This window comes from Clostridium sp. OM02-18AC (genome assembly GCF_003481825.1).
GTDB lineage: Bacteria > Bacillota > Clostridia > Lachnospirales > Lachnospiraceae > Brotaphodocola.
Genome location: NZ_QULW01000003.1, coordinates 170,224 through 197,170, shown reverse-complemented (window position 1 = coordinate 197,170; position 26,947 = coordinate 170,224). Strand labels below are relative to the sequence as shown.

General features: G+C 46.3%; 24 protein-coding genes and 2 CRISPR repeat arrays (1 of these 26 cut by a window edge). Of the genes, 22 read left to right on the top strand and 2 right to left on the bottom strand.

From position 1 onward, the window contains the following. A CRISPR array of direct repeats spans positions 1-1,781; the repeat unit is 32 nt; unit sequence GTCGCTTCCCTCGCGGAAGCGTGGATTGAAAT (it extends 1,682 nt beyond the left edge of the window). Between the two features lie 158 nt (positions 1,782-1,939). From DXB18_RS03785 to DXB18_RS03720, 14 genes are all read left to right on the top strand, one after another. Continuing rightward, positions 1,940-2,254 carry an HIRAN domain-containing protein gene (locus DXB18_RS03785; protein ID WP_118540408.1) on the top strand — a complete coding sequence of 105 codons (315 nt, stop codon included), beginning with the start codon at positions 1,940-1,942 and terminating at the stop codon, positions 2,252-2,254. Between the two features lie 45 nt (positions 2,255-2,299). Further along, the gene (gene cas3, locus DXB18_RS03780; RefSeq protein ID WP_118706050.1) at positions 2,300-4,435 is read left to right on the top strand and encodes a CRISPR-associated helicase Cas3'; all 2,136 of its coding nucleotides are present in this window, start codon (positions 2,300-2,302) and stop codon (positions 4,433-4,435) included. A 134-nt stretch (positions 4,436-4,569) separates the two neighbouring features. Continuing rightward, complete coding sequence (gene cas5c, locus DXB18_RS03775) at positions 4,570-5,232, top strand: type I-C CRISPR-associated protein Cas5c (protein ID WP_118540409.1); 663 nt, start codon at positions 4,570-4,572, stop codon at positions 5,230-5,232. Next, positions 5,229-6,968 carry a type I-C CRISPR-associated protein Cas8c/Csd1 gene (cas8c, locus tag DXB18_RS03770; RefSeq protein WP_118706048.1) on the top strand — a complete coding sequence of 580 codons (1,740 nt, stop codon included), beginning with the start codon at positions 5,229-5,231 and terminating at the stop codon, positions 6,966-6,968. The genes cas5c and cas8c overlap by 4 nt, the downstream gene beginning before the upstream one ends. Beyond that, positions 6,969-7,880 carry a type I-C CRISPR-associated protein Cas7/Csd2 gene (cas7c, locus tag DXB18_RS03765; RefSeq protein WP_118540411.1) on the top strand — a complete coding sequence of 304 codons (912 nt, stop codon included), beginning with the start codon at positions 6,969-6,971 and terminating at the stop codon, positions 7,878-7,880. Further along, positions 7,880-8,542, top strand: a complete 663-nt coding sequence (gene cas4 / locus DXB18_RS03760; protein ID WP_118540412.1) for a CRISPR-associated protein Cas4 — start codon at positions 7,880-7,882, stop codon at positions 8,540-8,542. Before cas7c ends, cas4 begins: the two co-directional genes overlap by 1 nt. Then, positions 8,539-9,570, top strand: a complete 1,032-nt coding sequence (gene cas1c, locus DXB18_RS03755; protein WP_118540413.1) for a type I-C CRISPR-associated endonuclease Cas1c — start codon at positions 8,539-8,541, stop codon at positions 9,568-9,570. The genes cas4 and cas1c overlap by 4 nt, the downstream gene beginning before the upstream one ends. Before the next feature lie 11 nt (positions 9,571-9,581). Beyond that, entirely contained in the window at positions 9,582-9,872 is a 291-nt protein-coding gene (gene cas2 / locus DXB18_RS03750) for a CRISPR-associated endonuclease Cas2 (RefSeq protein ID WP_118540414.1), read from the top strand. 182 nt (positions 9,873-10,054) lie between these two features. Continuing rightward, a CRISPR array of direct repeats spans positions 10,055-13,143; the repeat unit is 31 nt; unit sequence GTCGCTCCTTCGCGGGAGCGTGGATTGAAAT. A 325-nt stretch (positions 13,144-13,468) separates the two neighbouring features. Then, positions 13,469-14,674 (top strand): NRAMP family divalent metal transporter, encoded by a 1,206-nt coding sequence (locus DXB18_RS03745; protein WP_118706046.1) that lies wholly within the window; start codon positions 13,469-13,471, stop codon positions 14,672-14,674. Between the two features lie 220 nt (positions 14,675-14,894). Then, positions 14,895-15,623 carry a 5-oxoprolinase subunit PxpB gene (gene pxpB / locus DXB18_RS03740; protein WP_118706044.1) on the top strand — a complete coding sequence of 243 codons (729 nt, stop codon included), beginning with the start codon at positions 14,895-14,897 and terminating at the stop codon, positions 15,621-15,623. A 1-nt stretch (position 15,624) separates the two neighbouring features. After that, positions 15,625-16,632 (top strand): biotin-dependent carboxyltransferase family protein, encoded by a 1,008-nt coding sequence (locus DXB18_RS03735; protein ID WP_118540417.1) that lies wholly within the window; start codon positions 15,625-15,627, stop codon positions 16,630-16,632. Positions 16,633-16,671: 39 nt separating this feature from the next. Further along, on the top strand, positions 16,672-17,115 hold the full coding sequence (gene accB, locus DXB18_RS03730) for an acetyl-CoA carboxylase biotin carboxyl carrier protein (protein ID WP_118540418.1): 444 nt from the start codon (positions 16,672-16,674) through the stop codon (positions 17,113-17,115). 18 nt (positions 17,116-17,133) lie between these two features. Next, a complete protein-coding gene (gene accC, locus DXB18_RS03725) occupies positions 17,134-18,480 on the top strand; it encodes an acetyl-CoA carboxylase biotin carboxylase subunit (RefSeq protein WP_118706042.1) in 1,347 nt (448 codons plus the stop codon). A gap of 22 nt (positions 18,481-18,502) precedes the next feature. Then, positions 18,503-19,270, top strand: coding sequence for a 5-oxoprolinase subunit PxpA (locus DXB18_RS03720; protein WP_118540420.1), 768 nt, complete (start codon positions 18,503-18,505; stop codon positions 19,268-19,270). Between the two features lie 187 nt (positions 19,271-19,457). Here the strand turns inward: DXB18_RS03720 and DXB18_RS03715 are convergent, their stop codons facing one another. Then, positions 19,458-19,688, bottom strand: a complete 231-nt coding sequence (locus DXB18_RS03715) for a response regulator (RefSeq protein WP_118706040.1) — start codon at positions 19,686-19,688, stop codon at positions 19,458-19,460. A 330-nt stretch (positions 19,689-20,018) separates the two neighbouring features. Beyond that, on the bottom strand, positions 20,019-20,192 hold the full coding sequence (locus tag DXB18_RS16095) for a hypothetical protein (RefSeq protein WP_182430453.1): 174 nt from the start codon (positions 20,190-20,192) through the stop codon (positions 20,019-20,021). Positions 20,193-20,381: 189 nt separating this feature from the next. On the opposite strand from DXB18_RS16095, the gene DXB18_RS03705 reads away from it, so the two are divergent. From DXB18_RS03705 to DXB18_RS03670, 8 genes are all read left to right on the top strand, one after another. Then, the gene (locus tag DXB18_RS03705) at positions 20,382-21,080 is read left to right on the top strand and encodes a hypothetical protein (RefSeq protein WP_118706038.1); all 699 of its coding nucleotides are present in this window, start codon (positions 20,382-20,384) and stop codon (positions 21,078-21,080) included. After that, complete coding sequence (locus tag DXB18_RS03700) at positions 21,041-21,817, top strand: GGDEF domain-containing protein (RefSeq protein WP_118540423.1); 777 nt, start codon at positions 21,041-21,043, stop codon at positions 21,815-21,817. The genes DXB18_RS03705 and DXB18_RS03700 overlap by 40 nt, the downstream gene beginning before the upstream one ends. Positions 21,818-22,039: 222 nt before the next feature. Beyond that, complete coding sequence (locus tag DXB18_RS03695) at positions 22,040-22,816, top strand: 4'-phosphopantetheinyl transferase superfamily protein (RefSeq protein WP_118540424.1); 777 nt, start codon at positions 22,040-22,042, stop codon at positions 22,814-22,816. Between the two features lie 35 nt (positions 22,817-22,851). Next, the gene (pyrH, locus tag DXB18_RS03690) at positions 22,852-23,556 is read left to right on the top strand and encodes a UMP kinase (RefSeq protein WP_118540425.1); all 705 of its coding nucleotides are present in this window, start codon (positions 22,852-22,854) and stop codon (positions 23,554-23,556) included. Between the two features lie 12 nt (positions 23,557-23,568). After that, complete coding sequence (frr, locus tag DXB18_RS03685) at positions 23,569-24,123, top strand: ribosome recycling factor (RefSeq protein ID WP_118540426.1); 555 nt, start codon at positions 23,569-23,571, stop codon at positions 24,121-24,123. Between the two features lie 62 nt (positions 24,124-24,185). Further along, a complete protein-coding gene (locus DXB18_RS03680) occupies positions 24,186-24,914 on the top strand; it encodes an isoprenyl transferase (protein ID WP_118706036.1) in 729 nt (242 codons plus the stop codon). Between the two features lie 12 nt (positions 24,915-24,926). Further along, on the top strand, positions 24,927-25,727 hold the full coding sequence (locus DXB18_RS03675) for a phosphatidate cytidylyltransferase (protein WP_118706034.1): 801 nt from the start codon (positions 24,927-24,929) through the stop codon (positions 25,725-25,727). 76 nt (positions 25,728-25,803) lie between these two features. Then, positions 25,804-26,946 carry a 1-deoxy-D-xylulose-5-phosphate reductoisomerase gene (locus tag DXB18_RS03670; protein ID WP_118540429.1) on the top strand — a complete coding sequence of 381 codons (1,143 nt, stop codon included), beginning with the start codon at positions 25,804-25,806 and terminating at the stop codon, positions 26,944-26,946. Position 26,947 lies beyond the last annotated feature (1 nt).

The window sequence follows — 26,947 nt, the reverse complement described above, 5'->3', positions numbered from 1 at the left end:
TATGCACTGCCCGTATGATTCCCGCATGAGCCGAAGTCGCTTCCCTCGCGGAAGCGTGGATTGAAATTATCTGGTCGTACAGATAGCCCACCAGTATATTTTGTCGCTTCCCTCGCGGAAGCGTGGATTGAAATTTCCAGGTATCCTCCGCTCCAACATCATCTTCTGTCGCTTCCCTCGCGGAAGCGTGGATTGAAATCTGAAAGCCGGTCACGAAAAAGGATTGTGGCATTGTCGCTTCCCTCGCGGAAGCGTGGATTGAAATCAGCGTGATCTCCACGCTGATTTTTGCAAGCTCGGTCGCTTCCCTCGCGGAAGCGTGGATTGAAATCGCAAGGAAATACTACCCGTACCTTGACTGGCTCAGTCGCTTCCCTCGCGGAAGCGTGGATTGAAATTTCTCAGCCTCCGGCATGATTGCCAAGCTCGCCGTCGCTTCCCTCGCGGAAGCGTGGATTGAAATCAGGGTGATCGAAGCCATGCGTCGTATGGAAAGGTCGCTTCCCTCGCGGAAGCGTGGATTGAAATCTCCATAATGTGGTTATAAACCTCGATTACCATCGTCGCTTCCCTCGCGGAAGCGTGGATTGAAATCCGCACTTGCTTCGGCACACGTTCGCGACACATGTCGCTTCCCTCGCGGAAGCGTGGATTGAAATCGGAAGCGGACGAATGACACCATAGAATACACGTCGCTTCCCTCGCGGAAGCGTGGATTGAAATAAAAGCATACCAAAAAGAGTTCAGATGTGGCCGCTGTCGCTTCCCTCGCGGAAGCGTGGATTGAAATGGTTTCCTGCTGCTGCCAATAGCAAGCACGGCAAGTCGCTTCCCTCGCGGAAGCGTGGATTGAAATTAATCCCCGTTATCCATAAGAACTCCGCAGATACCGTCGCTTCCCTCGCGGAAGCGTGGATTGAAATTTAACGGTATCTCTGGAAAGGTTCACGCCCTTGTCGTCGCTTCCCTCGCGGAAGCGTGGATTGAAATATGATTCAAGATTTTAGATTTCGAAGCAGAGCGGGTCGCTTCCCTCGCGGAAGCGTGGATTGAAATGACTGCAAGATCGTGATTGAAAAAGCGTGTGTTGGTCGCTTCCCTCGCGGAAGCGTGGATTGAAATTTTTCAGAGGAAGTCAGCTGGCGAAGCCCTCTTGGTCGCTTCCCTCGCGGAAGCGTGGATTGAAATTGGGAAGTCCTTTGCGTAGAACGTCGCCCAGTTGTCGCTTCCCTCGCGGAAGCGTGGATTGAAATTACTTTAAAACTTCCTGATGGGTTAATAGCAACGTCGCTTCCCTCGCGGAAGCGTGGATTGAAATCGTCTGAGTGACAAGTCCATTCCGGTTCCGTTTTGTCGCTTCCCTCGCGGAAGCGTGGATTGAAATCAGTATCGTATCAGCTGCGCTTCTGGGAGAGTCATTGTCGCTTCCCTCGCGGAAGCGTGGATTGAAATTATAATTACACACTCACTGTAGACCCGGATAAAGTCGCTTCCCTCGCGGAAGCGTGGATTGAAATATTCTGTACACCCGGTTCATCACCTTTACCTGCGTCGCTTCCCTCGCGGAAGCGTGGATTGAAATCTCTGCTGCCCTCTGTGGGTCCGGCGCGGTCTTTAGTCGCTTCCCTCGCGGAAGCGTGGATTGAAATCTCCGTACAACTCAACAGGTGCGGGGTACACAAAGTCGCTTCCCTCGCGGAAGCGTGGATTGAAATGCAATATTCCGAACGATGTTTTCCAGGGCATTCTGTCGCTTCCCTCGCGGAAGCGTGGATTGAAATAAGCTAGAATACCGGAGCTGTCATAAGTATGAGGCTCGCTTTCCTCACGTAAGCACAAATTCCAGAAATATCCAGTATCTTAAATACCTGGCATTTTTATAGTACACCTATACAATTATAATGTAACACAACAAGAACATTATATGAGGAGGGTGTATATGGCAGAATTATATTTTACAATTTCTGGCTGTAAACATTATTACGGTACGGATTTTATGGAGAAGGGCATGAAAGTCCAACTCGTAAAAGAACCGGACAATGAATTTGACAAAGAAGCCATTCAGGTGATGGTAAAAGGTCTCGGAAAATGTGGTTATGTGGCGAATAGTCCTTATACCGTAAAGGGGGAATCCATGAGTGCCGGAAGATTGTATGATAAGATTGGAGATACGGCAAAGGGAAAGATTTTATTTGTTTTGGATCAGGGTGTGTTATGTAAGATCACAGATACAGGAATAAAAAGTGAAGAATAGAGAAGGTGTTTGTTTCGTTGCGCATTGCGCGGAAAGGAATGTACTGTGAAATATATTGCACACAAAGATGGAGAACGGCAACAGTCGGTTTTGGATCATTTGGAGGGGACTGCGAATCTGGCAGGAATTTTTGCAGATGCTTTTTGCAAACAGGACTGGGGATACTGTTGTGGAATGCTTCATGACATAGGAAAGTATTCTGATGAATTCCAAAAAAAGATTCAAACGGAAAGCGATGACCGGGTTGATCATGCGACAGCCGGTGCGCAGGAGTGCGAGAAAAAGGGCGGACTTTATCCGATATTAGAATATTGTATCGCAGGTCACCATGCGGGGCTACCGGATTACGGAAATAAGTCCGAACGTTCCTCACTGGTTGGTCGATTGAAAAAGAAAATACCGGATTATCATCATTATGTGGATGAGATAACATTTCCGCAATTGCAAACAATGCCGTTTGATCCGAACATGACGCCAGATCCGGATTTCTCATTGAGCGTATTTATCCGTATGCTGTATTCCTGTCTGGTAGATGCGGATTTTCTGGATACGGAATGTTTTATGCAAAACGGTAAGACGGAGCGGGAACAGGGCGAAGCTATGAATGTTCTCTTGAAAAAACTTGAAGATCATATTGTGGATTGGCTGAACGTGAAAGATATTGATACAATCAATGGAAGACGAACCGAAATTTTACAGCATTGCATGGAAACAGGGCAGAGCGCAGAACGTGGTTTGTTCCGGCTGACTGTTCCAACAGGCGGCGGAAAAACAGTGGCATCGCTTGCATTTGCCCTCTGTCATGCGGCAGCACACCATATGGATCATATTATTTATGTCATTCCTTACACCAGTATCATCGAGCAGAATGCGGCTGTATTTCGGGAGATTTTAGGAGAGCAGAATGTTCTGGAACATCATAGCAATGTGGATTATACCAGTTCAGAAGAGCTCCGGCCCATGCAGCTGGCATCGGAAAATTGGGACAAGCCGGTTGTGGTGACGACGAATGTACAGTTTTTTGAATCTTTGTTTGCCAGCAAATCGTCAAAATGCAGAAAACTTCATAACATTGCTAATAGTGTAATCATATTTGATGAAGCACAGATGTTTCCAATTGAATATCTAAAACCTTGTCTGTTGATGTTAGAGGAATTGGCAGCAAATTATCGCTCCAGCATTGTTTTGTGCACCGCTACGCAGCCTGCATTCACAGAGTTGTTTCAAAAATCATGGAAGATTACGGAGCTATGCCCAAGAATGGAAGAACAGTTTTCTTTCTTTAAACGGGCACAGTTTGAAAATATTGGAGTCGTGTCCGAGGAAGTCATGGCAGAACGTCTGCTGGGAGAACATCAGGCACTTTGTGTTGTGAATACCAAAAAACGGGCACAACATCTGTATCAGCGTTTGAAGGGCGATGGTGTATTTCATTTATCAACGACGATGTATCCCAATCATAGAAGAAGAGTTTTGAAATTGATACGCAGCCGGCTGAAGCAGGGAGAAACATGTATCCTGATTTCTACCAGCCTGGTAGAGGCAGGGGTTGATCTTGATTTTGAAACCGTGTACCGCCAGATCGCAGGTGTAGATTCTATGATCCAGGCAGCAGGAAGATGCAACAGGGAAGGAAAACGGCCGCTCCAGGATAGCCGGGTTTATATTTTTGATTTTGAAGGTGCAGAGAATGTCCCAAGCCAGAGACAACAGATGGATGCGGCCAAATCTCTTTTAAAAGATGGTGCTGATCTTTCAGATCCAGAAAGTATTACCTGTTATTTTAAGATGTTATACCATTATAAAGAAGATCAGATGGATAAAAAAGAGGTACTGTCTGAATTTAAAAACAAGGATTATCATTTTGCGAAAGTCGGAAATGAATTCCGTCTGATTGAAGAAGGCAATAAAACTGTTTTTATCAATCGGGAGGAAGAAGCTGGCCAGATTTTACAGCAACTGCGTTTTCAGGGATATACGAAAGGTACATTGCGGAAAGCCCAGCAATATTGTGTCAGTATTTATGACAAAGAGTTTGAAAAAATGAATGGTGCCGGGATGTTACGGCCGATTTCAGAGGATCTGGAAGATTTCTATGAACTGATTTTAGATACCCAGTATACGGATGAGATGGGACTTGATTTGGGTGTTGAGCAGGGTATGGCATTATTTATCGGATGAATGGTTGGCCGATTTGAAATGAGAAGAATCGGAAAATCCTGTTACTGGACATGTATGTGTGAATGCTAATCACAGAGGTATCGGTGAATGGAAGAAATTTGTAATTATGGAAATATAGGAAAGGGGTGAATACTATGGCTGTGGGAGTTAAGGTCCGTGTCTGGGGACCGTATGCATTATTCACCAGACCGGAAATGAAAGTAGAACGATGTTCGTACGATGTCATAACACCGTCTGCAGCAAGGGGAATTTTGGAGGCAGTATACTGGCATCCGGGGTTGAAATGGGTCGTAGATAAAATCTATGTCAAAAAGCCGATCCGTTTCACGAGTGTGCGGAGAAATGAGGTAAAGAGCAAGATCTCTGCAAGTAATGTGCTGCAAGTGTATAATGGAGTAGACAAACCACTTTATCTCAATACAAAAGAAGATATCGTGCAGCGGGCATCCATTATTTTGACCGACGTGGAATATGTGATTGAAGCACATTTTGAAATGACGGATTATGCAAGCAAAACGGATAATCCTGGAAAGTTTAAGGATATTACCATGAGGCGCTTAAGGAGGGGGGAATGTTATCATATGCCTTATTTTGGCTGCAGAGAGTTCCCGGCGCATTTTGCTCTGTGTGAAGAGGACGAAGTACAAACCTGGTATGATGCAATACCGGAAAAAGATCTGGGTTACATGTTGTATGATCTGGATTATTCGGACCAAAACGACATCCAGCCTATGTTTTTCCGGGCCGTTATGAAACGTGGATGCATTGATCTGAGAAACTGTGAGGTGATACGGTGATTCTGGAAACATTGGTCAGGCATTATGAAAATTTAGCAAAACAGGGAAGCGTTTCTAAACTGGGCTGGTGTCAGGCAAAAGTTTCATATGGGATTAATCTTACAAAAGATGGAACGGTAAAGGAAATTCTGTCTTTAAAGCATGAAGAAGAACGTGGAAAAAAGAAAGTCTTGCAGCCGGCACAGAAGTCGGTGCCACAAATGGTAACCAGGTCTTCTGGTGTTGCGGCCAATTATCTTTGCGATAATTCCAAGTATTTGCTGGGAATTGATAAAGACGGAAGCTCTGGCCGTGTGCAAGATTGCTTTTTAGCAGCGAAAGAAAAACATTTGAAATTACTTCAAAACGTGGATAGTACTATGGCAAACGCAGTCCGTACCTATTTTGAAACATGGAATCCTTCACAGGCAAGCGAAAATGCGTTAATACGGGAACACTGGGATGAAATTACAGATGGCGGCAACCTGATTTTTTGCATGAATGAAGAGGAAGCGCAGGCTGATGCTGCCATTCGCGCAGGCTGGGATGAAACTCAGACTGGAGATGATCAGAAAACAGATGGCATCTGCATGGTGACTGGAAAACCGGCTGAAATATCACGAATTCACAGGACGATAAAAGGGGTACCGGGAGCGCAGTCCAGCGGTGCTGCCCTGGTTTCCTTTAATGCACCGGCCTTTGAATCGTATGGAAAAGAGCAGAGTTATAATGCTCCGGTCGGAAGGTATGCGGAGTTTGCGTATACGACAGCGCTGAATTATCTGCTGGATCAGAATAAATACCGGCTTCAGCTTGGCGATACCATGATTGTATACTGGGCTGAAAGCGGGCAGGAAGCGTGCCAGAAAGCATTCTCGTTTGTGATAACGCCCAATCATGATAATCAGAGAGAAATCCAGAAAGTGTTTGATGGTTTACAAAAGCAGAAATATATCGATCTGGATGATATTGAGATTGACCCGGAACAAAAATTTTATATTCTGGGGATTGCAGCGAATGCAGCACGATTATCTGTGCGTTTCTTTTATGAAGATTCTTTTGGAAATATATTGGAAAACATTGCTGCGCATTACCGGAACATGGATATCGTAAAACCCAAATGGGAGGAACGGGAATATCTTGGTGTTCGGGAGATGTTAGATGAAACGGCCAATCAGAAATCGAAAGATAAAAAGCCGGTGCCCAATATGGCAGCTATGGTTATGCAGGCCGTCATATCCGGAGACCGGTATCCAGCAAGTCTGTTTACAGATCTGCTGATCCGGATTCGCGCGGAACAGGGAACTGTTACCTGGGGGCGCGCAGCCATGATAAAAGCATATTTGATCCGCAATTGCAATTGGGAGAAAGGGGAGAATTATATGGGATTGAATAAAGAAAGCCGGGATAAGGCTTATGTGCTGGGACGCTTATTTGCCGTGTTGGAATCGATTCAGAAGGATGCAAATCCGGAAATCAAAGCCACGATCCGGGACCGCTATTTCAATTCCGCATGTGCGACTCCGGCAGTTGTATTTCCGGTCCTGATTAAGCTTAAGAATAGTCATATCAAAAAGCTGGAGCGGGAGAAGACGAAGTTAAAGGATGATTATGAAGAACTCTTGGCTGAAATCATGGACAAATTGGAAGAAGAAACAAGTTTTCCATTGCGCCTGACTTTGGAGGAGCAGGGGAAGTTTGACCTTGGGTATTACCATCAGATGCAGGAAAAATATAAGAAACGGGAGGATAAGTAAATGGCTGAAGCAATCAAAAACCGATATGAATTTGTCGCATTATTTGATGTGGAGAATGGAAATCCAAACGGAGATCCGGATGCAGGAAATATGCCGCGTATCGATCCGGAAAGTGGTCTGGGGCTGGTTACCGATGTCTGCCTGAAACGGAAAATCCGCAATTATATTGACCTGGTAAAGGAAGGGGAACCTGGGTATCAGATTTACATTCGCGAGGATGTTCCGTTAAACCGGAGTGACCGCACAGCATGTGAGTCCATGGGAATCACAGAAACGGATGAGAAGAAAGTGACGGAAGAATTGAAAAAGTTAAAGAAAAATGATCCGGATGCAGATGTGAAGATCCGTGATTACATGTGCAGCAACTTTTTTGATATCCGTACCTTCGGAGCTGTTATGACAACCTTTGTAAAGGCAGCATTGAACTGTGGACAGGTGCGTGGTCCGGTACAGCTTGGATTTGCGCGGAGCATTGATCCGATTATCAGTCAGGAAGTTGCTATCACCCGAGTTGCCATCACGACCGAAAAAGATGCAGAAAGCAAGAATACAGAAATGGGACGGAAGAATATTGTTCCGTATGCGCTTTACCGGGTAGAAGGTTATGTTTCTGCAAATCTGGCAAGAAAGGTAACCGGATTTTCGGAAGAAGACCTGGAACTTTTATGGGAGGCGATCATCAATATGTTTGAGCATGATCACTCAGCAGCACGTGGAAAAATGGCTGTGAGGGAACTGATTGTATTCAAACACAGCAAGGAGTTGGGAGATTGCCCGGCCTATAAACTGTTTGATGCAGTTGAAGTGAAACGCAAGGAGGATGTTGTATATCCGAGAAAATATCAGGATTACACCGTATGTGTGCACACAGAAAATATCCCGGAGACTATATCTGTGAAAAGGATGATATAATGGAATATTCCGAAGATGATTATTTGATGATATCTGGTATTCAGCATTTTAAATTCTGCAGGAGACAGTGGGCGCTGATTCATATTGAGCAGCAGTGGGAGGAAAATGAACATACCGTGATTGGAGAACTGATGCACAAAAAGGCACACGACCCTTACATTACTGAGAAACGGAAAGATACAATCATCGCCCGTGCGCTTCCGGTATCATCCAGAATTATGGGAATCAGCGGAGAATGTGACATCGTGGAGTTTCATAAATGCGAAGACGGAATTCAGTTGTATGGACACCGAGGCACGTATTCTGTGTACCCGGTAGAATACAAGAAAGGAAAACCAAAACATTCGGAGGAAGATATCCTTCAGCTTGTTGCACAGGCTATGTGTCTGGAAGAAATGTTTTCGACAGAGATACCAGAAGGTGCACTTTTTTACGGCGAAACCAGAAGGCGCGAAGTGGTACCGGTTACAGATGATCTGCGGACTGAAGTAAAAGCAATGTTTCAGGAAATGCACCAGTATTTTGCACGCAGATATACACCGAAAGTGAAACCGAGTAAGGCATGTAATTCCTGTTCTCTGAAGGATCTGTGTCTGCCAAAACTGGCAAGGAGCGGGACTGTAAAACATTATCTTGAGCAAAGGCTGGAGGAAACCGAATGAAGAAATTATTGAATACGCTTTATGTCACTTCGGAAAACAGTTATTTGTCACTTGACGGTGAAAATATTGTGATTTACGATGCAGATACAGAATGCGGAAGATTACCGTTACATAATCTGGAAGGAATCGTTTCGTTCGGCTACAGAGGAACAAGCCCCGCACTGATGGGAGCATGCGTTGATCGTAATATTTCGTTATGTTATCTGACACCACAGGGAAAATTCCTGGCAAGAATCAGTGGGAAAGTACGCGGCAATGTCATTTTGCGAGAACAGCAGTATGAGAGCAGTAAAAGTGAAACCATGAGCATGGAAATTGCCAGAAACTGTATCATGGGCAAAGTATATAATGCAAGATGGGTCCTGGAGCGTGCACTTCGGGATCATCCCATGCAGATTGATGTGGAACGGGTCAAGACAGCATCGTCACAGTTAAAGGACAGCCTGGAATGGATACGGAACAGTCAGAGTAAAGATCAGCTTCGTGGATATGAGGGAGAGGCAGCCAGTATTTATTTTGGTGTGTTTGATCAGTTGATTTTGCAGCAGAAGAAAGACTTTCCGTTTACAGGACGAAATAAACGTCCGCCGTTAGATAACATCAATGCGATGTTATCCTTTGTATACACGCTGCTGACCACTTCAATTACTTCCGCATTGGAATGCGTTGGTCTGGATCCGTGCGTAGGATATCTTCATACGGAGCGCCCGGGGCGAGCCTCTTTGTCTTTAGATTTGATCGAAGAATTACGAGCCGTCATGGCAGACAGGTTTGTATTGTCTCTGGTAAACAAAAAGATTGTAAGTGGAAAAAACTTTACGAAAAAAGAAAACGGTGCCGTTCTTATGGATGATGATCTGAGAAAGAAACTGTTGACGGAATGGCAGAATCGAAAAAAAGACATCATCACACACCCATATCTGGGCGAAAAAGTAGAATGGGGAATGGTTCCATATGTTCAGGCTATGCTCCTTGCAAGATATCTGCGTGGTGACCTGGATTCCTATCCGGTTTTCCTTTGGAAGTGAGGTGGCAGAAGATGCTTGTATTGATTACTTATGATGTAAATACAGAAACAGCAGCAGGAAGAGCCCGCTTGCGAAAAGTTGCCAAGCAATGTGTGAACTACGGGCGAAGAGTGCAAAATTCTGTGTTCGAATGCATTCTCGATAACGCCCAATGCATTATGCTAAAATCCATTCTGACAGATATCATAGATGCTGAGGTGGACAGCCTGAGATTTTATTATTTGGGAAATAAATACCAGACGAAAATCGAGCATGTAGGCGTAGACCGCGGCACAGCTGCTGATCAGGTATTGATTATGTAGTACGTGTTCGGTGCGAGTCGAAAGTGTACATAAAAATGACAGGAGACTCGCACCCGAAAAAAGTAACAAAACGTGTTAAATGAGCATTTATCGAAATCAATTTGAAACATCCTAAAAATATGATTTGTGCGAAATGTGAGAGAAGATTGTATGTTGGAGAAAGAAAATTAGTGATAAATGCAGTCGCTCCTTCGCGGGAGCGTGGATTGAAATTCGCCCCTATTTATCCCCATTAAATAGTAAATGCAGTCGCTCCTTCGCGGGAGCGTGGATTGAAATATAATTATCTCCCGTCCGCCAGACGGATACAGGAAGTCGCTCCTTCGCGGGAGCGTGGATTGAAATCAAAAATCATGGATACTGGTTTACGGCCGCATAGTCGCTCCTTCGCGGGAGCGTGGATTGAAATCGCTTATGGATAAAGCAACTGGGTCGATTGCATCAAGTCGCTCCTTCGCGGGAGCGTGGATTGAAATATAAGCCAATACTGTTTTGATGTTATCATTTTTGTCGCTCCTTCGCGGGAGCGTGGATTGAAATCGCGAATCAATATGCGAATGGTGGAGAACACATGTGTCGCTCCTTCGCGGGAGCGTGGATTGAAATAAGAAAATCTTAATTTAATATATCATCCAGATTTTTGTCGCTCCTTCGCGGGAGCGTGGATTGAAATCGCACCACATTAAACACTCCCTACTACGGTAACATGTCGCTCCTTCGCGGGAGCGTGGATTGAAATACACCTCAAAAATAAGTTTGAAAAATTAGCTAAAGTCGCTCCTTCGCGGGAGCGTGGATTGAAATCCGTCTATGCAGTCAGATTCAAGTGCGCATATCTCGTCGCTCCTTCGCGGGAGCGTGGATTGAAATGGTTCCAGACCGTATGAGTTATCGCGGGTAATACGGTCGCTCCTTCGCGGGAGCGTGGATTGAAATCATCTATCTTGGTATCTTTATCATTGGTGCCGCGTCGCTCCTTCGCGGGAGCGTGGATTGAAATTATGTGTATGGCTCGCCGTGATTATTCGCGAAAGTGTCGCTCCTTCGCGGGAGCGTGGATTGAAATGCGAAAGTGGAGATTTTAACGAATAGTTAGAAAGGTCGCTCCTTCGCGGGAGCGTGGATTGAAATCTTTTGCTGCATTCATCATGTCACCTGCAGCTACGAGTCGCTCCTTCGCGGGAGCGTGGATTGAAATACTAATGCCTGATACATTTCAGCACCGCTTTATGTCGCTCCTTCGCGGGAGCGTGGATTGAAATCCTGTCCGGCTGTAAAACTGCCCCTGCCACCACGTCGCTCCTTCGCGGGAGCGTGGATTGAAATTTCCAGTACCCAGTACACTGAAAGTCAGTTACGTCGCTCCTTCGCGGGAGCGTGGATTGAAATTGTGCTCTGGAGAACCAAGTATTAATGTGCCTGGTCGCTCCTTCGCGGGAGCGTGGATTGAAATATACAGATGAGGATGATGTAAATGGAGTCTTATAGTCGCTCCTTCGCGGGAGCGTGGATTGAAATAGACGATTAGTAAACAGTTGGAAGCCCTCTGGAAGTCGCTCCTTCGCGGGAGCGTGGATTGAAATCTCTTTGATCCGAACCTCTCTTGCTACTTTAATGTCGCTCCTTCGCGGGAGCGTGGATTGAAATAAAAACACGGTTCCGTATGCGCATCCGTACTCCGTCGCTCCTTCGCGGGAGCGTGGATTGAAATGGTAAAAAGGGGTCTGGCAAGACCACCCTTTTAAGTCGCTCCTTCGCGGGAGCGTGGATTGAAATAGACGATTAGTAAACAGTTGGAAGCCCTCTGGAAGTCGCTCCTTCGCGGGAGCGTGGATTGAAATCCGGGCAAATAACTCCACTATCCGTAATTCGCGTGTCGCTCCTTCGCGGGAGCGTGGATTGAAATTGTGTTGATCTGGTCAATCCTGATCTCTGCGATGTCGCTCCTTCGCGGGAGCGTGGATTGAAATCTGATGAATCAACAGTGAATTGACCATTACCAACGTCGCTCCTTCGCGGGAGCGTGGATTGAAATAATGATTGGTTGGTACTCTTCTTCTCGGATGTATACGTCGCTCCTTCGCGGGAGCGTGGATTGAAATTCATAAACCTCGGCAACTGTTCATCTGGTATAACGTCGCTCCTTCGCGGGAGCGTGGATTGAAATACACCACCAGTAATCACACCGAACCCTGAATTTGCGTCGCTCCTTCGCGGGAGCGTGGATTGAAATTCCTTGATACGATAACATTAAATAAACGCCGTAGTCGCTCCTTCGCGGGAGCGTGGATTGAAATAGTGCCTCAGAAATTCGTGGTCTCACCAAATCCAGTCGCTCCTTCGCGGGAGCGTGGATTGAAATAGAAGCAGAACAAGGCGTACAATGAGTATTGCAAGTCGCTCCTTCGCGGGAGCGTGGATTGAAATATTAGTGATATCAGTATATGATTATTTATTTTAGTCGCTCCTTCGCGGGAGCGTGGATTGAAATTGGATGCAGAGGGAAGATGGCGGAAGGAGAGATTTAGTCGCTCCTTCGCGGGAGCGTGGATTGAAATATGATAGCTTCGATTATTCGGTTTAGGATATAGCGTCGCTCCTTCGCGGGAGCGTGGATTGAAATATTCAGGGTGCTATTGAAGCAATGGCAACCCTTGTCGCTCCTTCGCGGGAGCGTGGATTGAAATTTATGAGAAGAAGTCACAGGCTACATTATCCCCTGTCGCTCCTTCGCGGGAGCGTGGATTGAAATCGGTGTAGCGTTCTGTTTGGATGCTTCCGGGTTCGTCGCTCCTTCGCGGGAGCGTGGATTGAAATTTGAATACCCCCGCAACAATCAATCCTGAAATGTGTCGCTCCTTCGCGGGAGCGTGGATTGAAATCTTACTGCCCAGAATGTAAAATGCAGTTTGATCCGGTCGCTCCTTCGCGGGAGCGTGGATTGAAATCGTCAAAGTAGTTACCCTCACGCACCATGCCTTTGTCGCTCCTTCGCGGGAGCGTGGATTGAAATACACAGATGGACGATGTTGACAAGTCCTATATTGTCGCTCCTTCGCGGGAGCGTGGATTGAAATTGTCAGCTCCTGCTGTTCTGGGATATCTGTGTCGTCGCTCCTTCGCGGGAGCGTGGATTGAAATTGGCATGTACAGGTGCGGTTTGTCTACGATGCTTGTCGCTCCTTCGCGGGAGCGTGGATTGAAATCATTGCGCATATAAGGTAACTGTACCGTTATTATGTCGCTCCTTCGCTGGAGTATAGTTCAACAGACTTAAAAAACATAAGTTTTAAACAAAAGAAAAACTTCGGACGCGCGCAAAAAGAAATACAACTCAATGTAAAATTAAAAAAATAAAGATTTTAGTTGCATTTTCAGAAAATGTGGCGTATACTGTCTGCAATGGGAAGGCAACGGCGCTTTTAAAGCAAGATTTGTCTGCCCTTTTTTTGTATCATAAGAACTTTTGAAGTTATCTTATGAAACAATTTATCGCATACAGAAAAAATTTGGGAATGTGTTTTCTGTATGGATTGTAACTGCTCGGCTTCCGATCGGTTGGTTGCATAAATTTTTATTAGACAGGAGGACTTCATATGAGTGAAAAGAAAAAAGGCGGCGGCGCGCTCTTGGGAGCAGCATTTTTGATGGCAACATCTGCAATTGGACCAGGTTTCCTTACTCAGACATCCACATTTACGGGTCAGTATCAGGGCAGTTTTGGCTTTGTCATTCTGGTATCGATCATCCTCGCGGCAATCGCACAGATTAATATCTGGCGTGTCCTTTGTATTACAGGCCTACGTGGACAGGATGTCGCAAATAAAGTTCTTCCGGGACTTGGATATTTTGTATCATTTATGATCGTTCTTGGTGGACTTGTTTTCAACATTGGTAACGTTGGCGGTGGCGCATTAGGCTTGAATACGTTGCTTGGGATTCCGACCACAGTGGGTTACGTCATTGCAGCAGCGATTGCAATCATGGTTTTCTTATTTAAAAATGCAAAAGCAGCCATGGATACGCTGACGAAGGTACTTGGAGCGATCATGATCGCGGTTATCTTTATTGTAATTATTGTAGTAAAACCTCCGGTAGGAGATGCTCTGAAAAATACATTTGCTCCGTCAACCGGTATTCAGCCGTTATTCCCGGCAATCCTTACCCTGATGGGCGGAACCGTTGGTGGTTACATAACCTTTGCGGGTGCACACAGACTGATTGATGCAGGTATTACCGGCGAGGAAAACTTAAAAGAAGTAAACAGAAGTTCCGTTATGGGCATTACGATTGCAACAATTGTTCGTATTTTCCTGTTCCTTGCTGTACTTGGTGTTGTTTCCAAGGCCGGTGTGGAGCTTGACGCATCCAACCCGGCTGCAAGCGCGTTCAAACAGGGCGCAGGTGAGATTGGATATCGTTTTGCAGGACTTGTGCTTTTATGTGCAGCAGTTACCTCGATCATTGGCGCAGCTTACACATCCGTATCTTTCTTAAAGACATTCAATAAGTCGATTGAGAAGAACGAAAATGCCTTGATCATCGCGTTTATTGTAGTTTCTACTGCAGTTATGATCATTCTTGGAAATCCGGCAACCCTGTTGGTTGTTGCAGGTGCATTTAATGGACTGATCCTTCCGATTACCCTTGGTATCTGCCTGATTGCTTCTCAGATGAAGTCGATCATGGGACAGGATTATCATCATCCGACAGTCCTTCTGATTCTTGGAATTATTGTTGTGATCTTATCCGCATATATGGGTATTCCGACGTTTGTAACAAAGATGGGCGGACTGTTCTAGTGCAGTGTATCGGTCATTTGGCGAAATGTGAGCGACCATCACACGGGCTGGGATTATGAATTACTGGTCGCGTTATGACGTTTGCTTCAAATGAAATATAAAAACAGAAGGGACTGCAGCAAAATGAAGCGCATAACGATAGGTTGAAAATATCGAGCTGCATTTTGCGACAGGCCCTTTCTGATTACGTGATACTACCTTTTAAAAGGAGATTTAAGATATGGCTGAAATTAATATTTTGACAGCGGGAGACAGTTCGCTGCTGATTCAGTTCGGCAATGAAATCAATCCCGAAATCAATCAAAAGATCAAAGCAACAGTTCAGCTGATGCGGGAACAGCATATTGAAGGTGTTCAGGATGTGATCCCTGCATTTTGCTCGCTGCTGATCAATTATGATCCGCGTGTTATTTCTTACAGTGAGATTACAAAGCGGATGAAAACGCTTTTGAAGGTTGAGACAAAGGCGGGGACTGGGAAAAAGAAGATTTATGAAATTCCGGTCTGTTATGGTGGAAAATATGGTCCGGATCTTTCTTATATTGCAGAACATGCAGGTATGACGGAGGATGAAGTCATTGCTTTACATAGTTCCAAGGATTATCTGATCTATATGCTTGGTTTTCTTCCGGGATTCTGTTACCTTGGTGGTCTGGATGAAAGGCTGCATACGCCGAGACTGGCTACTCCAAGAATTAAGATTGAAGCCGGAAGTGTGGGAATCGGCGGTTCCCAGACCGGTATTTATCCGATGGAGTCCCCTGGCGGATGGCAGCTTATGGGAATGACACCGGTAAAGACTTATGATCCGGAGCGGGCGGTCCCGATTTTGGTTGAAGCGGGAGATTATATCCGCTTTGTTCCGGTAGACGAAGAAGAATATCTGCGAATCAAAGAACTGGTCGATTTGGGAGAATATAAGTGCACGGTTCGCGAAGGTGAGGTGTAATATGGGAATCCGTATATTAAAAGCGGGACTGCTTACAACCGTTCAGGACCTTGGACGAAGCGGCTATCAGAGCCAGGGATTCGGTGTTTCGGGGGTAATGGATGTCCGCTCGTTTAAAATAGCAAATCTTCTGATCGATAATCCAGAGAATGAAGCGGTTCTGGAATTTACGCTGATCGGTCCAACTCTGGAGTTCACATCGGCTTCGATCATTGCGATCACCGGTGGAGATTTCCAGCCAGAGGTGAATGGAGAGCCGGTGCCAATGTATACCGCTCTTTACATGAATAAAGGAGATATCTTAAAATTCGGAAGCGCAAGATCTGGAAGCCGCGGCTATATTTCTTTCTCTGGCTACCTGAGAATTCCGGTAGTGATGGGAAGCCGCTGCACAAGCTTAAAGAGTAAGATTGGCGGATTTAAGGGAAGAAAACTGCTGGAGGGTGATTATATCAGTTTCCGTATTAAGAGAAATTATCTTCCGTTCTTCCTTTCCAGAAAACTGAACATTCACGAATTTGATCAGGAAAGTGTTATGCTGCGTGTTGTGATGGGACCGCAGAATCACATGTTCAGCAAGCAGGGAATTCACAATTTCCTGCATGAAGAGTATACCGTAACGAGTGATTTTGACCGCATGGGATGCAGGCTGGAAGGACCGTTCATTGCGCCGAAGACAACGTCAGATATTATTTCAGAAGGAATTGCACTTGGATCGATTCAGGTTCCGTCCCATGGAAAACCGATCATTTTGCTTGCAGACCGTCAGACAACCGGTGGGTATGCAAAGATTGCGACTGTCATCAGTGTGGACATTCCGAAACTGGTGCAGAGAAAGACAGATCATAAGATCCGCTTCCAGGAAGTTTCCGTTGAAGAAGCCCAGCGGTTGTACAAGGAAGAAGAAAAGAGTTATATGGCGATGCGTGCACAGATCCATAAACCGTGTAAGGAAGTTCTGGAATGCAGACAGGTTGCAAAACGTCTCAGACGACTGTTTCCGGATTAAAAATAGGATAGCGAATAGAAGGATAAGGAGATTATTCATATGGATTTAGAGAAGATTGAAGGACTGGTAAAAATTATTGAGAATTCTTCCCTGACGGAGTTTTCCATTAAGGATGGAGATACAAAGATTACGATGAGCAAGCTGACCCATCCGCCGGTGATCACGGCAGGACTTCCGGCAGCTCCGGCTCTGGCAGCTGCACCGCAGACTGCTGCAGAAGAGAAAGAGGAGGAGAACGATGACATCGAGCTGATTCTCGCACCGATCGTCGGAACGTTTTATTCTGCATCAGGTCCGGACATCCCGGCTTTCGTAAGAGTCGGTGACCATGTGAAAAATGGCCAGACTGTATGTATCCTTGAGGCCATGAAGCTGATGAATGAGATCCAGTGTGAATTCGATTGTGAGATCGAGGCTGTTCTTGTAAGCAATGAGCAGAAAGTGGAATATGGTCAGCCACTGTTCCGCGTAAAGAGATTATAAGAGCAGGAGGAGCGGCCGATGTTTGAAAAAATATTAATTGCCAATCGTGGCGAGATTGCGGTCCGCATCATCCGGGCGTGCAGAAATATGGGAATCCAGAGTGTTGCGGTCTATTCTAAGGAAGACCAGAACAGCCTTCATGTTCAGCTTGCTGACCAGAGAATCTGCATCGGGGAAGGACCTGCAAAGAACAACTATTTAAATATGGATCAGATCATTATGGCAGCTAAGAACACGGGCGCGGATGCCATTCATCCAGGTTATGGCTTTTTGTCAGAAAACAGTGAATTTGTACGCCGGTGCAAGGAAAATGAAATTGCGTTCATTGGGCCTGATGCAGAGGTTATTGACCGTATGGGAAATAAATCTCATGCGAGAAAGACGATGATGGATGCCGGGGTTCCGGTAGTTCCTGGAACCAGGGAGCCGGTTTACGATGCGGAGGTCGGAAAACAGCTGGCAAAAGAAATTGGATATCCGGTTATGATCAAAGCATCTTCTGGCGGAGGCGGAAAAGGCATGCGTGTTGCCATGTCGGACGATGAGTTTGAGTTCCAGTTTGGCGTTGCCCAGCGGGAATCCGCAAATGCTTTTGGCGATGACACGATGTACATTGAGCGGTTTGTCCAGAATCCACGCCATGTCGAAATCCAGATCATGGCAGATTCCTTTGGAAATGTGGTTGCGCTCGGAGACCGTGATTGTTCCGTGCAGAGAAATCACCAGAAACTGATCGAGGAGTCTCCGTCACCGGCGGTTACGGACGAGATGCGTGCCGAGATGAACCGCTGCGCGATCCTTGCGGCGAAGACGGTGCATTACACGAATGCGGGAACCATCGAATTCATCGTGGATCCAACAGGACATTTCTATTTTATGGAGATGAACACGAGAATCCAGGTAGAGCACGGTGTTACGGAAATGGTGACGGGAACGGATCTGATCATCGAGCAGATCCGGGTAGCCATGGGAGAGCCGCTTAGTTTTACTCAGGAGGAGGTACGTCCGCGCGGTCATGCGATCGAGTGCAGAATCAACGCGGAGATTCCGGAAAAGAACTTTATGCCGAGTCCTGGTGTGGTGAGACATCTGCATCTGCCGGCCGGAAATGGTGTCCGTGTAGATACCGGCCTGTATACGGGGTATGAGATTCCGTCAGAGTATGATTCCATGATCGCAAAGGTAATCGTGCATGCTCCGACAAGAGAAGCCGCACTGATGAAGATGCGCTCTGCACTCAATGAGATGCTTGTGATCGGCGTGGAGACAAATCTGGATTTCCAGTATCAGATCATGCGCCATCCGGTCTTTGCGGAAGGAAAAGCAGATACCGGGTTTATTGAAACGGCAATGCATATCAAATAAGTCATGACAGGAGGAACTACCAATGTATTGTGTAGATTTAAACAGTGATTTGGGCGAAAGCTTTGGACGTTACACCCTTGGTATGGATGATAAAGTAATCCCGCTGATCACGTCCGCGAATGTGGCATGTGGATTTCACGCATCTGATCCGGTGGTGATGAAGAAAACGATCGAGATGGCAAACGGGGCAGGCATTCGCGTTGGTGCGCATCCGGGATATCCGGATCTGATGGGATTTGGACGTCGGAATATGAATGTGTCTCCGGCAGAGGCGAAAGCGTATACACTTTACCAGATGGGTGCCCTGGATGCGTTCTGCAAGGCATCCGGTGCGAAAATGCAGCATGTAAAACCGCACGGCGCATTTTATAATATGGCGGCAAAGGATTACAAGCTGGCGCGTGGTATCTGTGAGGCAATCGCAGAGTATGATCCGGAACTGATCCTGATGGCTCTTTCCGGGAGTGAGATGATCCGTGCGGCACAGGATTGCGGTCTGCGTGCAGCATCCGAGGTGTTTGCTGACCGTGCCTATGAAGAAGACGGCAGCCTGGTAAGCAGAACCAAAGAGGGCGCAATGATCACCGATGAAAATGAGGCGATCGCCCGTGTCATCCGCATGGTAAAAGAGCAGAAAGTAACGAGTATCACCGGAAAAGATATTTCCCTGAAAGCTGATTCCATCTGTGTACACGGAGACGGTGCAAACGCACTTGCCTTTGTTGCCAAGATCCGCGAGGCATTTACAAAAGAAGAAATCAAAATCTGTCCGCTTGCAGAGATGCTGTAAAAGTAGGCAAGATGCTATAAAAATGCTATAAAGAAACGGAAAATGGTGTTGGATATGTTTGTGCTAACAGAAACCAAACACAGAAGATAAGAAGAGAATAAGAAGAGCATGAGAAAAGCAGGCTGAAAAGATGCCTGCTTTTTTTATGCTCTTATATTTGCGGTGCGCTCCGGAATCGTTTGGTTGATTACTGCCTGATATTTTTGGCAATGACTTTTACCACCTGCTTCATAATAATCGGTTTTGGAATGTGGTCGTTCATGCCTGCCCGGATGGATGCCTGAATGTCTTCCGTGAATGCATTTGCCGTCTGCCGGTCTGACAGTGTGCGGATGGATTTTGTGGCAGTGTAGCCGTCCATTTCCGGCATCATGATATCCATCAGGATCAGATCAAAGGTATGGACCGGATTGTCCATTCATAAGTTCAACGTATCGTTTGGTGATGGCCATACCGAGACTGGTACCTTTGTATTTGGTTCTGGCATCGGAAAGTTCCTGGGAAAAGTCATCGAAAAGTTTTTTCTGAAATAATACCCTGCGGTTTCAGAAAATCATATTCCTGTGGATATTTGCCGGCAATTTCTTCCAGTTCATGAATGATAACGGTTTCCTGTTTCCAGAATGTGTTCATTCAGGATGGCATGAGGCTGATCGGGATATTCTGCAGGTTATCGATTTCCGGTTTTATACCGGGAGCACACCATTCATAAGTATTGCTGAGCGCAAGATGTTCCTTTGTGGCCCATTCAATAAAGATAGAACCGGTCTGCACAGGTGTAGTTCCCGATGGATTTCAGGAGACTTGGAATGGTATCGGAGAGCCCTTCTTTGTTCTCTGCAAGATCCATGCGGGAAATCTGATGAAGAATATCATCCATGCTGCGCAGTCTCTTTTTATAATCAAGTTCCGCCTCCGTCATAGTTTCATCCCTCTTTACTGTTTGAATAAGTTATGTTTTTAACAAATACAGAAATTCGCTGCAAATATTATACATGAATTTTGTTTATAATACAATCATTCTGATAAGAATCACAAAATATTAGAATGTGTAAAAAATAATTTGTCCATTTTATAGATATTTTTGTCGTAAAACGATATAATGGTGTATATGGATTTTACCAATCTGTCGACCTTGTCTGGACGCATGAATGGCAAAGTCTGTCTGGACACTTACTACCAGGTGGTTATATCGGGCTGGAACCGCGGAAAGTTTATTGAAGCGGAACGGGATCAGACAGGAAATGTCCAGAAGGTACTTTATACCTATCAGGTTATCGATGAGCAAAAACGCCGGGAGCAGGAACAGCTGCAGGATCTGAAAAATACATACCGGGATACGGAAAAACAAAACAAAGAAAAAACAGAATCATTGGAACACGATAAAAAAGCATTGTCAGATACACTCCAGTATCAGAATAGTTTTGTCAAGATCCTTCTGGATCAGATTAATTGCGGCGTTATGGCTTATACTGTGCCGGGACGTAATCTTCTTCAGATCAACCGGGAAGCGCTGCGCCTGTTTGGATGTGAGAATTTTGATGCGGCAAGGGAAAAACTTCGTGCCGGGCAGACGCATGTGATTGTGTCACTCAAAGATCAGAAGAAGCTTTTAAAGCTTCGTAAAAAGGAAGGCTCTGTAGTTTATCGCTTTACGATCCGGAGTGATCATGAGGAAGAACGGCAGATCCTGGCGGAAAGATCCTGTATGATGCGAAACCGCAGAAGCTGGAACTCGAAAAACTGGATGAACCATTTCAAAAGCTGGGCATGGGTCTTAAGTATCTGGACCATGCAGTGCAGGAGATGAAAGCGTATTCCGCTGCTTTGTCGAATGGAATTCTTTCCGTGGAGACGCCGGGACGGGACAATTTCCTTTGTGAAAACCTGAAGAATATCCATGCAAACTTAAATCATCTGACATGGCAGGCAAAGCAGGTAGCCAAAGGAGATTATTCCCAGAAAGTATCATATCTGGGGGAATTCTCGGAAGCTTTTAACACAATGACAGAGCAGTTAAAACAGCGGGAAGGGTTCCTGATCGAAGAGGCACAGCAGGAAAAACAGCAGGCATCCATTGATCCGCTGACCCAGGTTGGAAACCGCTATTATTTTCAGCGGAAAGCAGAGCAGATGCTGCAGTCAGAAACGGAACTGGTGCTTTGTTACTGCGATCTGGATCATTTGAAGTATGTCAACGACAATTATGGGCATAGTGAGGGAGACTGGTATCTCCGCCATTTTGTGGAATCTGTGAAGAAAATTACGCGGGAGAATGATCTGTTCGCGCGGCTTGGAGGCGATGAATTCTGCATTATCCTGAAAGACTGCCCCAAAGAAGTCGCATACAGCAAAATGTACTGGATCCAGCACGATTTTGCAAAGCAATCTGAAAAACCATATGAGAAAAATTTCAGTTTTGGAATTGTGCGTGTTCCGGCACAACACGGACAGGTAGACCTTGATGAACTGATTCAACGGGCGGATCAGGCTATGTATCAGCAGAAACGCACCCATTACTTGACTAAAATGCACAAAAAAATATGATGAATTTTGTCAAGTTTGTGCACACTTTTTGCTTCTGATATGATACTATAATGGACGTAAACCCCCCAATACATTATATAGTTTTTGCAACAAAACGAAATACCTTCTCCTGAAATGACCGGTTCCCCAACCGGTCATTTTGCATTTTAAGAAAGATTTCATCGAAAATAAATTCAGGAAAGTCTAAGGTTGCCAGAAAAATAGAAAAGCGAGGAGAACCTTATGGAAGTATATGTATATATGATGCGTGCAGATGCCCCGCTCACTGCTTCGGAAGAAGAGACTCTAAAATGTCGTCTTTCTGCAGCAAGACAGAATAAAATAGAAAAGCTCCGCTATGCGGCAGACAAACGGCTGTCTCTTGGTGCGGGGCTTCTTCTGGATTACGGGTTAAACCAATTTGGTCTGAAAGAGCGGGACGAAACGTTTGCTGCGATTGAAAATGGAAAACCTTGCCTGAAAAACCATCCGGAAATTCAGTTTAATCTGTCACATTCCGGCTCTATGGTGATGGCTGCCTTTACATGCCAGAAAGACAAAAAGAACTCTGGATGTGCTGAGACAGTCGGACGCATTGAGACAGAACAGAAAGCTACTTTTTCTGGTCCCCGGGAATGGCTGGCCTGTCCTGTCGGGTGTGACGTGGAACGCAAACAGAAAGCACGTATGGAGGTAGCCAGACGTTTTTTTGCTCCTGCTGAGCAGCAGATCCTCTTATCTGCGAAAACAGAAGAGGAAAGGGATCTGTTATTTGGCCGTTTATGGACGTTAAAAGAAAGTTTTCTGAAAGTAGAAGGAAAAGGCATGGCTATGCCCCTTGACAGCTTTGCCATGGAACTTGGTGATCCTTCCCGCCTTGCCGGTGAACGTGCCAGCCAGTACCGTTTCCAGGAATTTGAACTTCCAGACTATTGTGCATCGGTGTGCGTGAAACGGAAAAATCAGTCTGAGAACGACACGTTTTTTTTCTCTTTTCAAAATCTGCAAGATATGGTATGATACCGTTAGAATTTAAAAAGGAGAAATCTGACCATATGGATATGAAACGAGTGTTTTTGAAGTTAAGCGGTGAAGCACTTGCCGGACCGAAAAAAACCGGTTTTGACGAAGATACAGTCAAAGAGGTTGCCAGACAGGTGAAAATTTCCGTTGATGCAGGCGTTCAGGTCGGCATTGTCATCGGAGGAGGCAATTTCTGGAGAGGACGTACCAGCGACGCGATCGAGCGTACCAAAGCAGACCAGATCGGTATGCTGGCTACCATCATGAACTGCATTTATGTTTCGGAAATCTTCCGCAATGCAGGCATGAAGACAGAGGTTCTGACACCGTTTGTCTGCGGCGCTGTAACAGAACTGTTTTCCAAGGATAAGGCAAACCGCTATTTTGAGGAAGGCAAGGTTGTATTCTTTGCAGGAGGAACCGGACATCCGTATTTCTCTACCGATACCGGCATCACTCTGCGGGCCGTGGAGATGGACGCAGACTGCATTCTGCTTGCAAAATCCATCGACGGCGTCTATGACAGCGATCCGGCCAAGAATCCGGATGCAAAGCGCTACGATACCATCAGCATCCAGGAGGTTATCGACAAGAAGCTTGCTGTGGTTGACCTGACTGCATCCATCATGTGCATGGAGCACAAAATGCCTATGGCAGTATTCGATTTAAATGAAAAAGACAGCATTGCAAACGCAATGCAGGGTAAAATAAACGGCACGATCGTGACCGTCGATTAACAGGAGGACACTATGCAGGAACACTTAAAGTTATACGAGGACAAAATGGAGAAATCTCTGGACGTGCTGCTCGACGAGTACGCATCCATCCGCGCAGGACGTGCTAACCCGCATGTACTGGACCGCATCCGTGTAGACTATTACGGAACCCCGACCCCGCTCCAGCAGGTCGGCAACGTCAGCGTACCGGAGGCACGCATGATCGTGATCCAGCCTTGGGAGAAGAATCTGTTAAAGGAGATCGAGAAAGCAATCCTGGTTTCTGATCTGGGCATCAACCCGACCAACGACGGTAACGTGATCCGCCTGGTATTCCCGGAATTAACCGAGGAGCGCCGTAAAGATCTTGCAAAAGATGTAAAGAAAAAAGGGGAAGGTGCGAAAGTTGCAATCCGTAACATCCGCCGCGATGCCATCGACAGCATCAAGAAAATGGAAAAAGCAGGAGATATCTCCGAGGATGATTTAAAGCAGGGCGAAGAAAAGATCCAGAAGATCACCGATAAGATGATCGAGAAAGTGGACAAGGCTATCGAAACAAAGACCAAGGAGATTATGACTGTCTAGTAAAAAAGGTGGGGGAGAGCAATCTTCCCCATTTCTTTGTATGCTATTGTGGGAGGAAGATTATGTCTGAACAATTAGAGGGAATGGTGATCCCAAAACATGTGGCCCTGATCCTGGACGGCAACGGCCGCTGGGCAAAAAAACGCGGTCTGCCGCGGTCCATGGGACACAAGGAAGGTTGCGTAACGGTAGAAAAAACGGTTGAGATCGCAGCACGCATGGGAATTGAATATTTAACGGTATACGGTTTTTCCACGGAAAACTGGAAACGTTCCGCGGAAGAAGTAGGCGCGTTAATGCAGCTGTTCCGTTTTTATATGGTGCGGCTGCTGAAGGTGGCATCTGCAAACAATGTCCGGGTTAAGATGATTGGGGACCGCACCCGTTTTGATCAGGATATCATCGACGGCATTAACCGCCTGGAATCGGAAACAAAGGATAACACCGGTCTTACATTTGTGATCGCGGTCAATTACGGCGGTCGGGATGAGATCACCCGCGCAGTGAAAAAACTGGTGGAAGACTGCCAGAATGGCAAACAGAATGCAGCCGAGATCACCGAGCAGGTTGTTGCATCGTATCTGGATACTGCCGGAATGCCGGATCCGGATCTTCTGATCCGCACCAGTGGTGAGATCCGCCTTTCCAACTATCTGCTGTGGCAGCTTGCCTATACCGAGATTTACGTGACAAACTGCCTGTGGCCGGACTTTGACCAGGAAGAGCTGGAAAAAGCAATCATGGCCTACAACAAACGCGACCGGCGTTACGGCGGGGTAAAACAGGCATAAGGAGGAAACCGTATGTTTACAAAACGGCTTGTAAGCGGTATTATTCTCGTCATTCTTGCTATTATAGTAGTGGGAAAGGGCGGAGCACTGTTGTACGGAGTGACAGCGCTGATCTCCCTGATCGGCCTGTTTGAGCTGTACCGGGTGCTGAAAATTGAAAAGAATGCCATGGGAATCGTTGGGTATCTGACAGCGGTTTCGTATTATGGGCTGGTGTGGTTTGACGGGCATCATTATGTGACTCTGATGGCAATTGCTGCACTTATGGTCATGATGGCGATCTACGTGTTTACCTTCCCAAAATACCGGACAGAAGAGGTGGCAGAATCCTTTTTTGGCGTCTTCTATGTGGCGGTGATGCTGTCCTATCTGTACCAGGTGCGTGCCATGGGAGACGGAAAGTATCTGGTATGGCTGATCTTTTTAAGCTCCTGGGGCTGCGATACCAGTGCCTACTGTGTTGGTATGCTGCTTGGAAAACACAAGCTGGCTCCTGTCTTAAGCCCGAAAAAGTCCATTGAGGGGGCCGTGGGCGGTGTAGCAGGCGCAGCACTTTTAGGCTTCTTATTTGCCACGGTATTTGGCGGACACATGACAGAGCTGATGTATCCAAGACTGGCATGCACGCTGTCCTGTGCCATTGCGGCGGTCATCTCCCAGATCGGGGACCTGGCGGCTTCTGCCATCAAGCGGAACCATAACATCAAAGATTACGGCAACCTGATCCCGGGCCATGGCGGAATCCTGGACCGGTTCGACAGTATGCTGTTTACGGCTCCGGCGATTTTCTTTGCGCTTTTATTTTTGCCGTAACAGGACTCTGTTTTGATCGTCCGTATTGAAAATTATATGCCAGTCTGCATAATACAGGCTGGAAAAGGAGATACAAATGAAACGTATAGCGATTTTAGGTTCTACCGGCTCCATCGGTACCCAGACCCTGGAAGTCGTGGAGAACAATCAGGATATTCAGGTAACGGCCCTAGCAGCCGGAAGCAACATTGTACTGCTCGAGGAGCAGATCCGCAAATTCCATCCGACACTGGTGTGCGTATGGGATGAGAAGAAAGCGGCAGAATTAAAAACAAACATTGCCGATCTTTCCGTGAAGGTGGTAAGCGGCATGGATGGTCTTTTGGAGGTGGCCGTCCAGCCAGAGTCAGAGATTTTAGTAACAGCGATCGTAGGCATGATCGGCATCCGCCCGACGATTGCAGCCATGAAGGCAGGAAAAGATATTGCGCTGGCAAATAAGGAAACGCTGGTAACGGCAGGACACATCATCATACCGCTTGCAAAAGCGGTTGGTGTGAAGATCCTTCCGGTAGACAGCGAGCACAGTGCTATTTTCCAGAGCTTAAACGGCGAAGACAAAAAAGCAATTCACAAGATCCTGTTAACGGCATCCGGTGGCCCGTTCCGTGGTTGGACGAAAGAACAGCTGGCAGGTGTGCGTCCGGAGGATGCTTTAAAGCATCCAAACTGGACCATGGGAAGAAAGATTACGATCGATTCGTCAACTATGGTGAACAAGGGACTGGAGGTCATGGAGGCGCGCTGGCTGTTTGGCGTGGAGATGGACCAGGTCCAGGTGGTGGTACAGCCGCAGAGTGTCATTCACTCTATGGTAGAGTTCGAGGATGGCGCAGTCATTGCGCAGCTTGGCACTCCGGATATGAAGCTGCCGATCCAGTATGCCCTCTATTATCCAGAGCGGAAGTTTTTGCCGGGAGAGCGTCTGGATTTTGCAAAGCTGGGAAGAATTACGTTTGAGAACCCGGATATGGAAGTCTTCCGTGGCTTAAAGCTTGCTTATGAAGCAGGAACACGCGGCGGTTCCCTTCCGACGGTTTACAATGCGGCGAACGAGTATGCTGTAGGGAAATTCTTAAACCGCGAGATTTCCTACCTGACCATCATCGATATGATCGAGGGTGCCATGGAACATCACAAGGTTGTGGAAAATCCGGATGTAGATGCCATACTTGCCGCAGAACGGGAAACCTATGAATATATAGAAAGCAGGTGGTAGT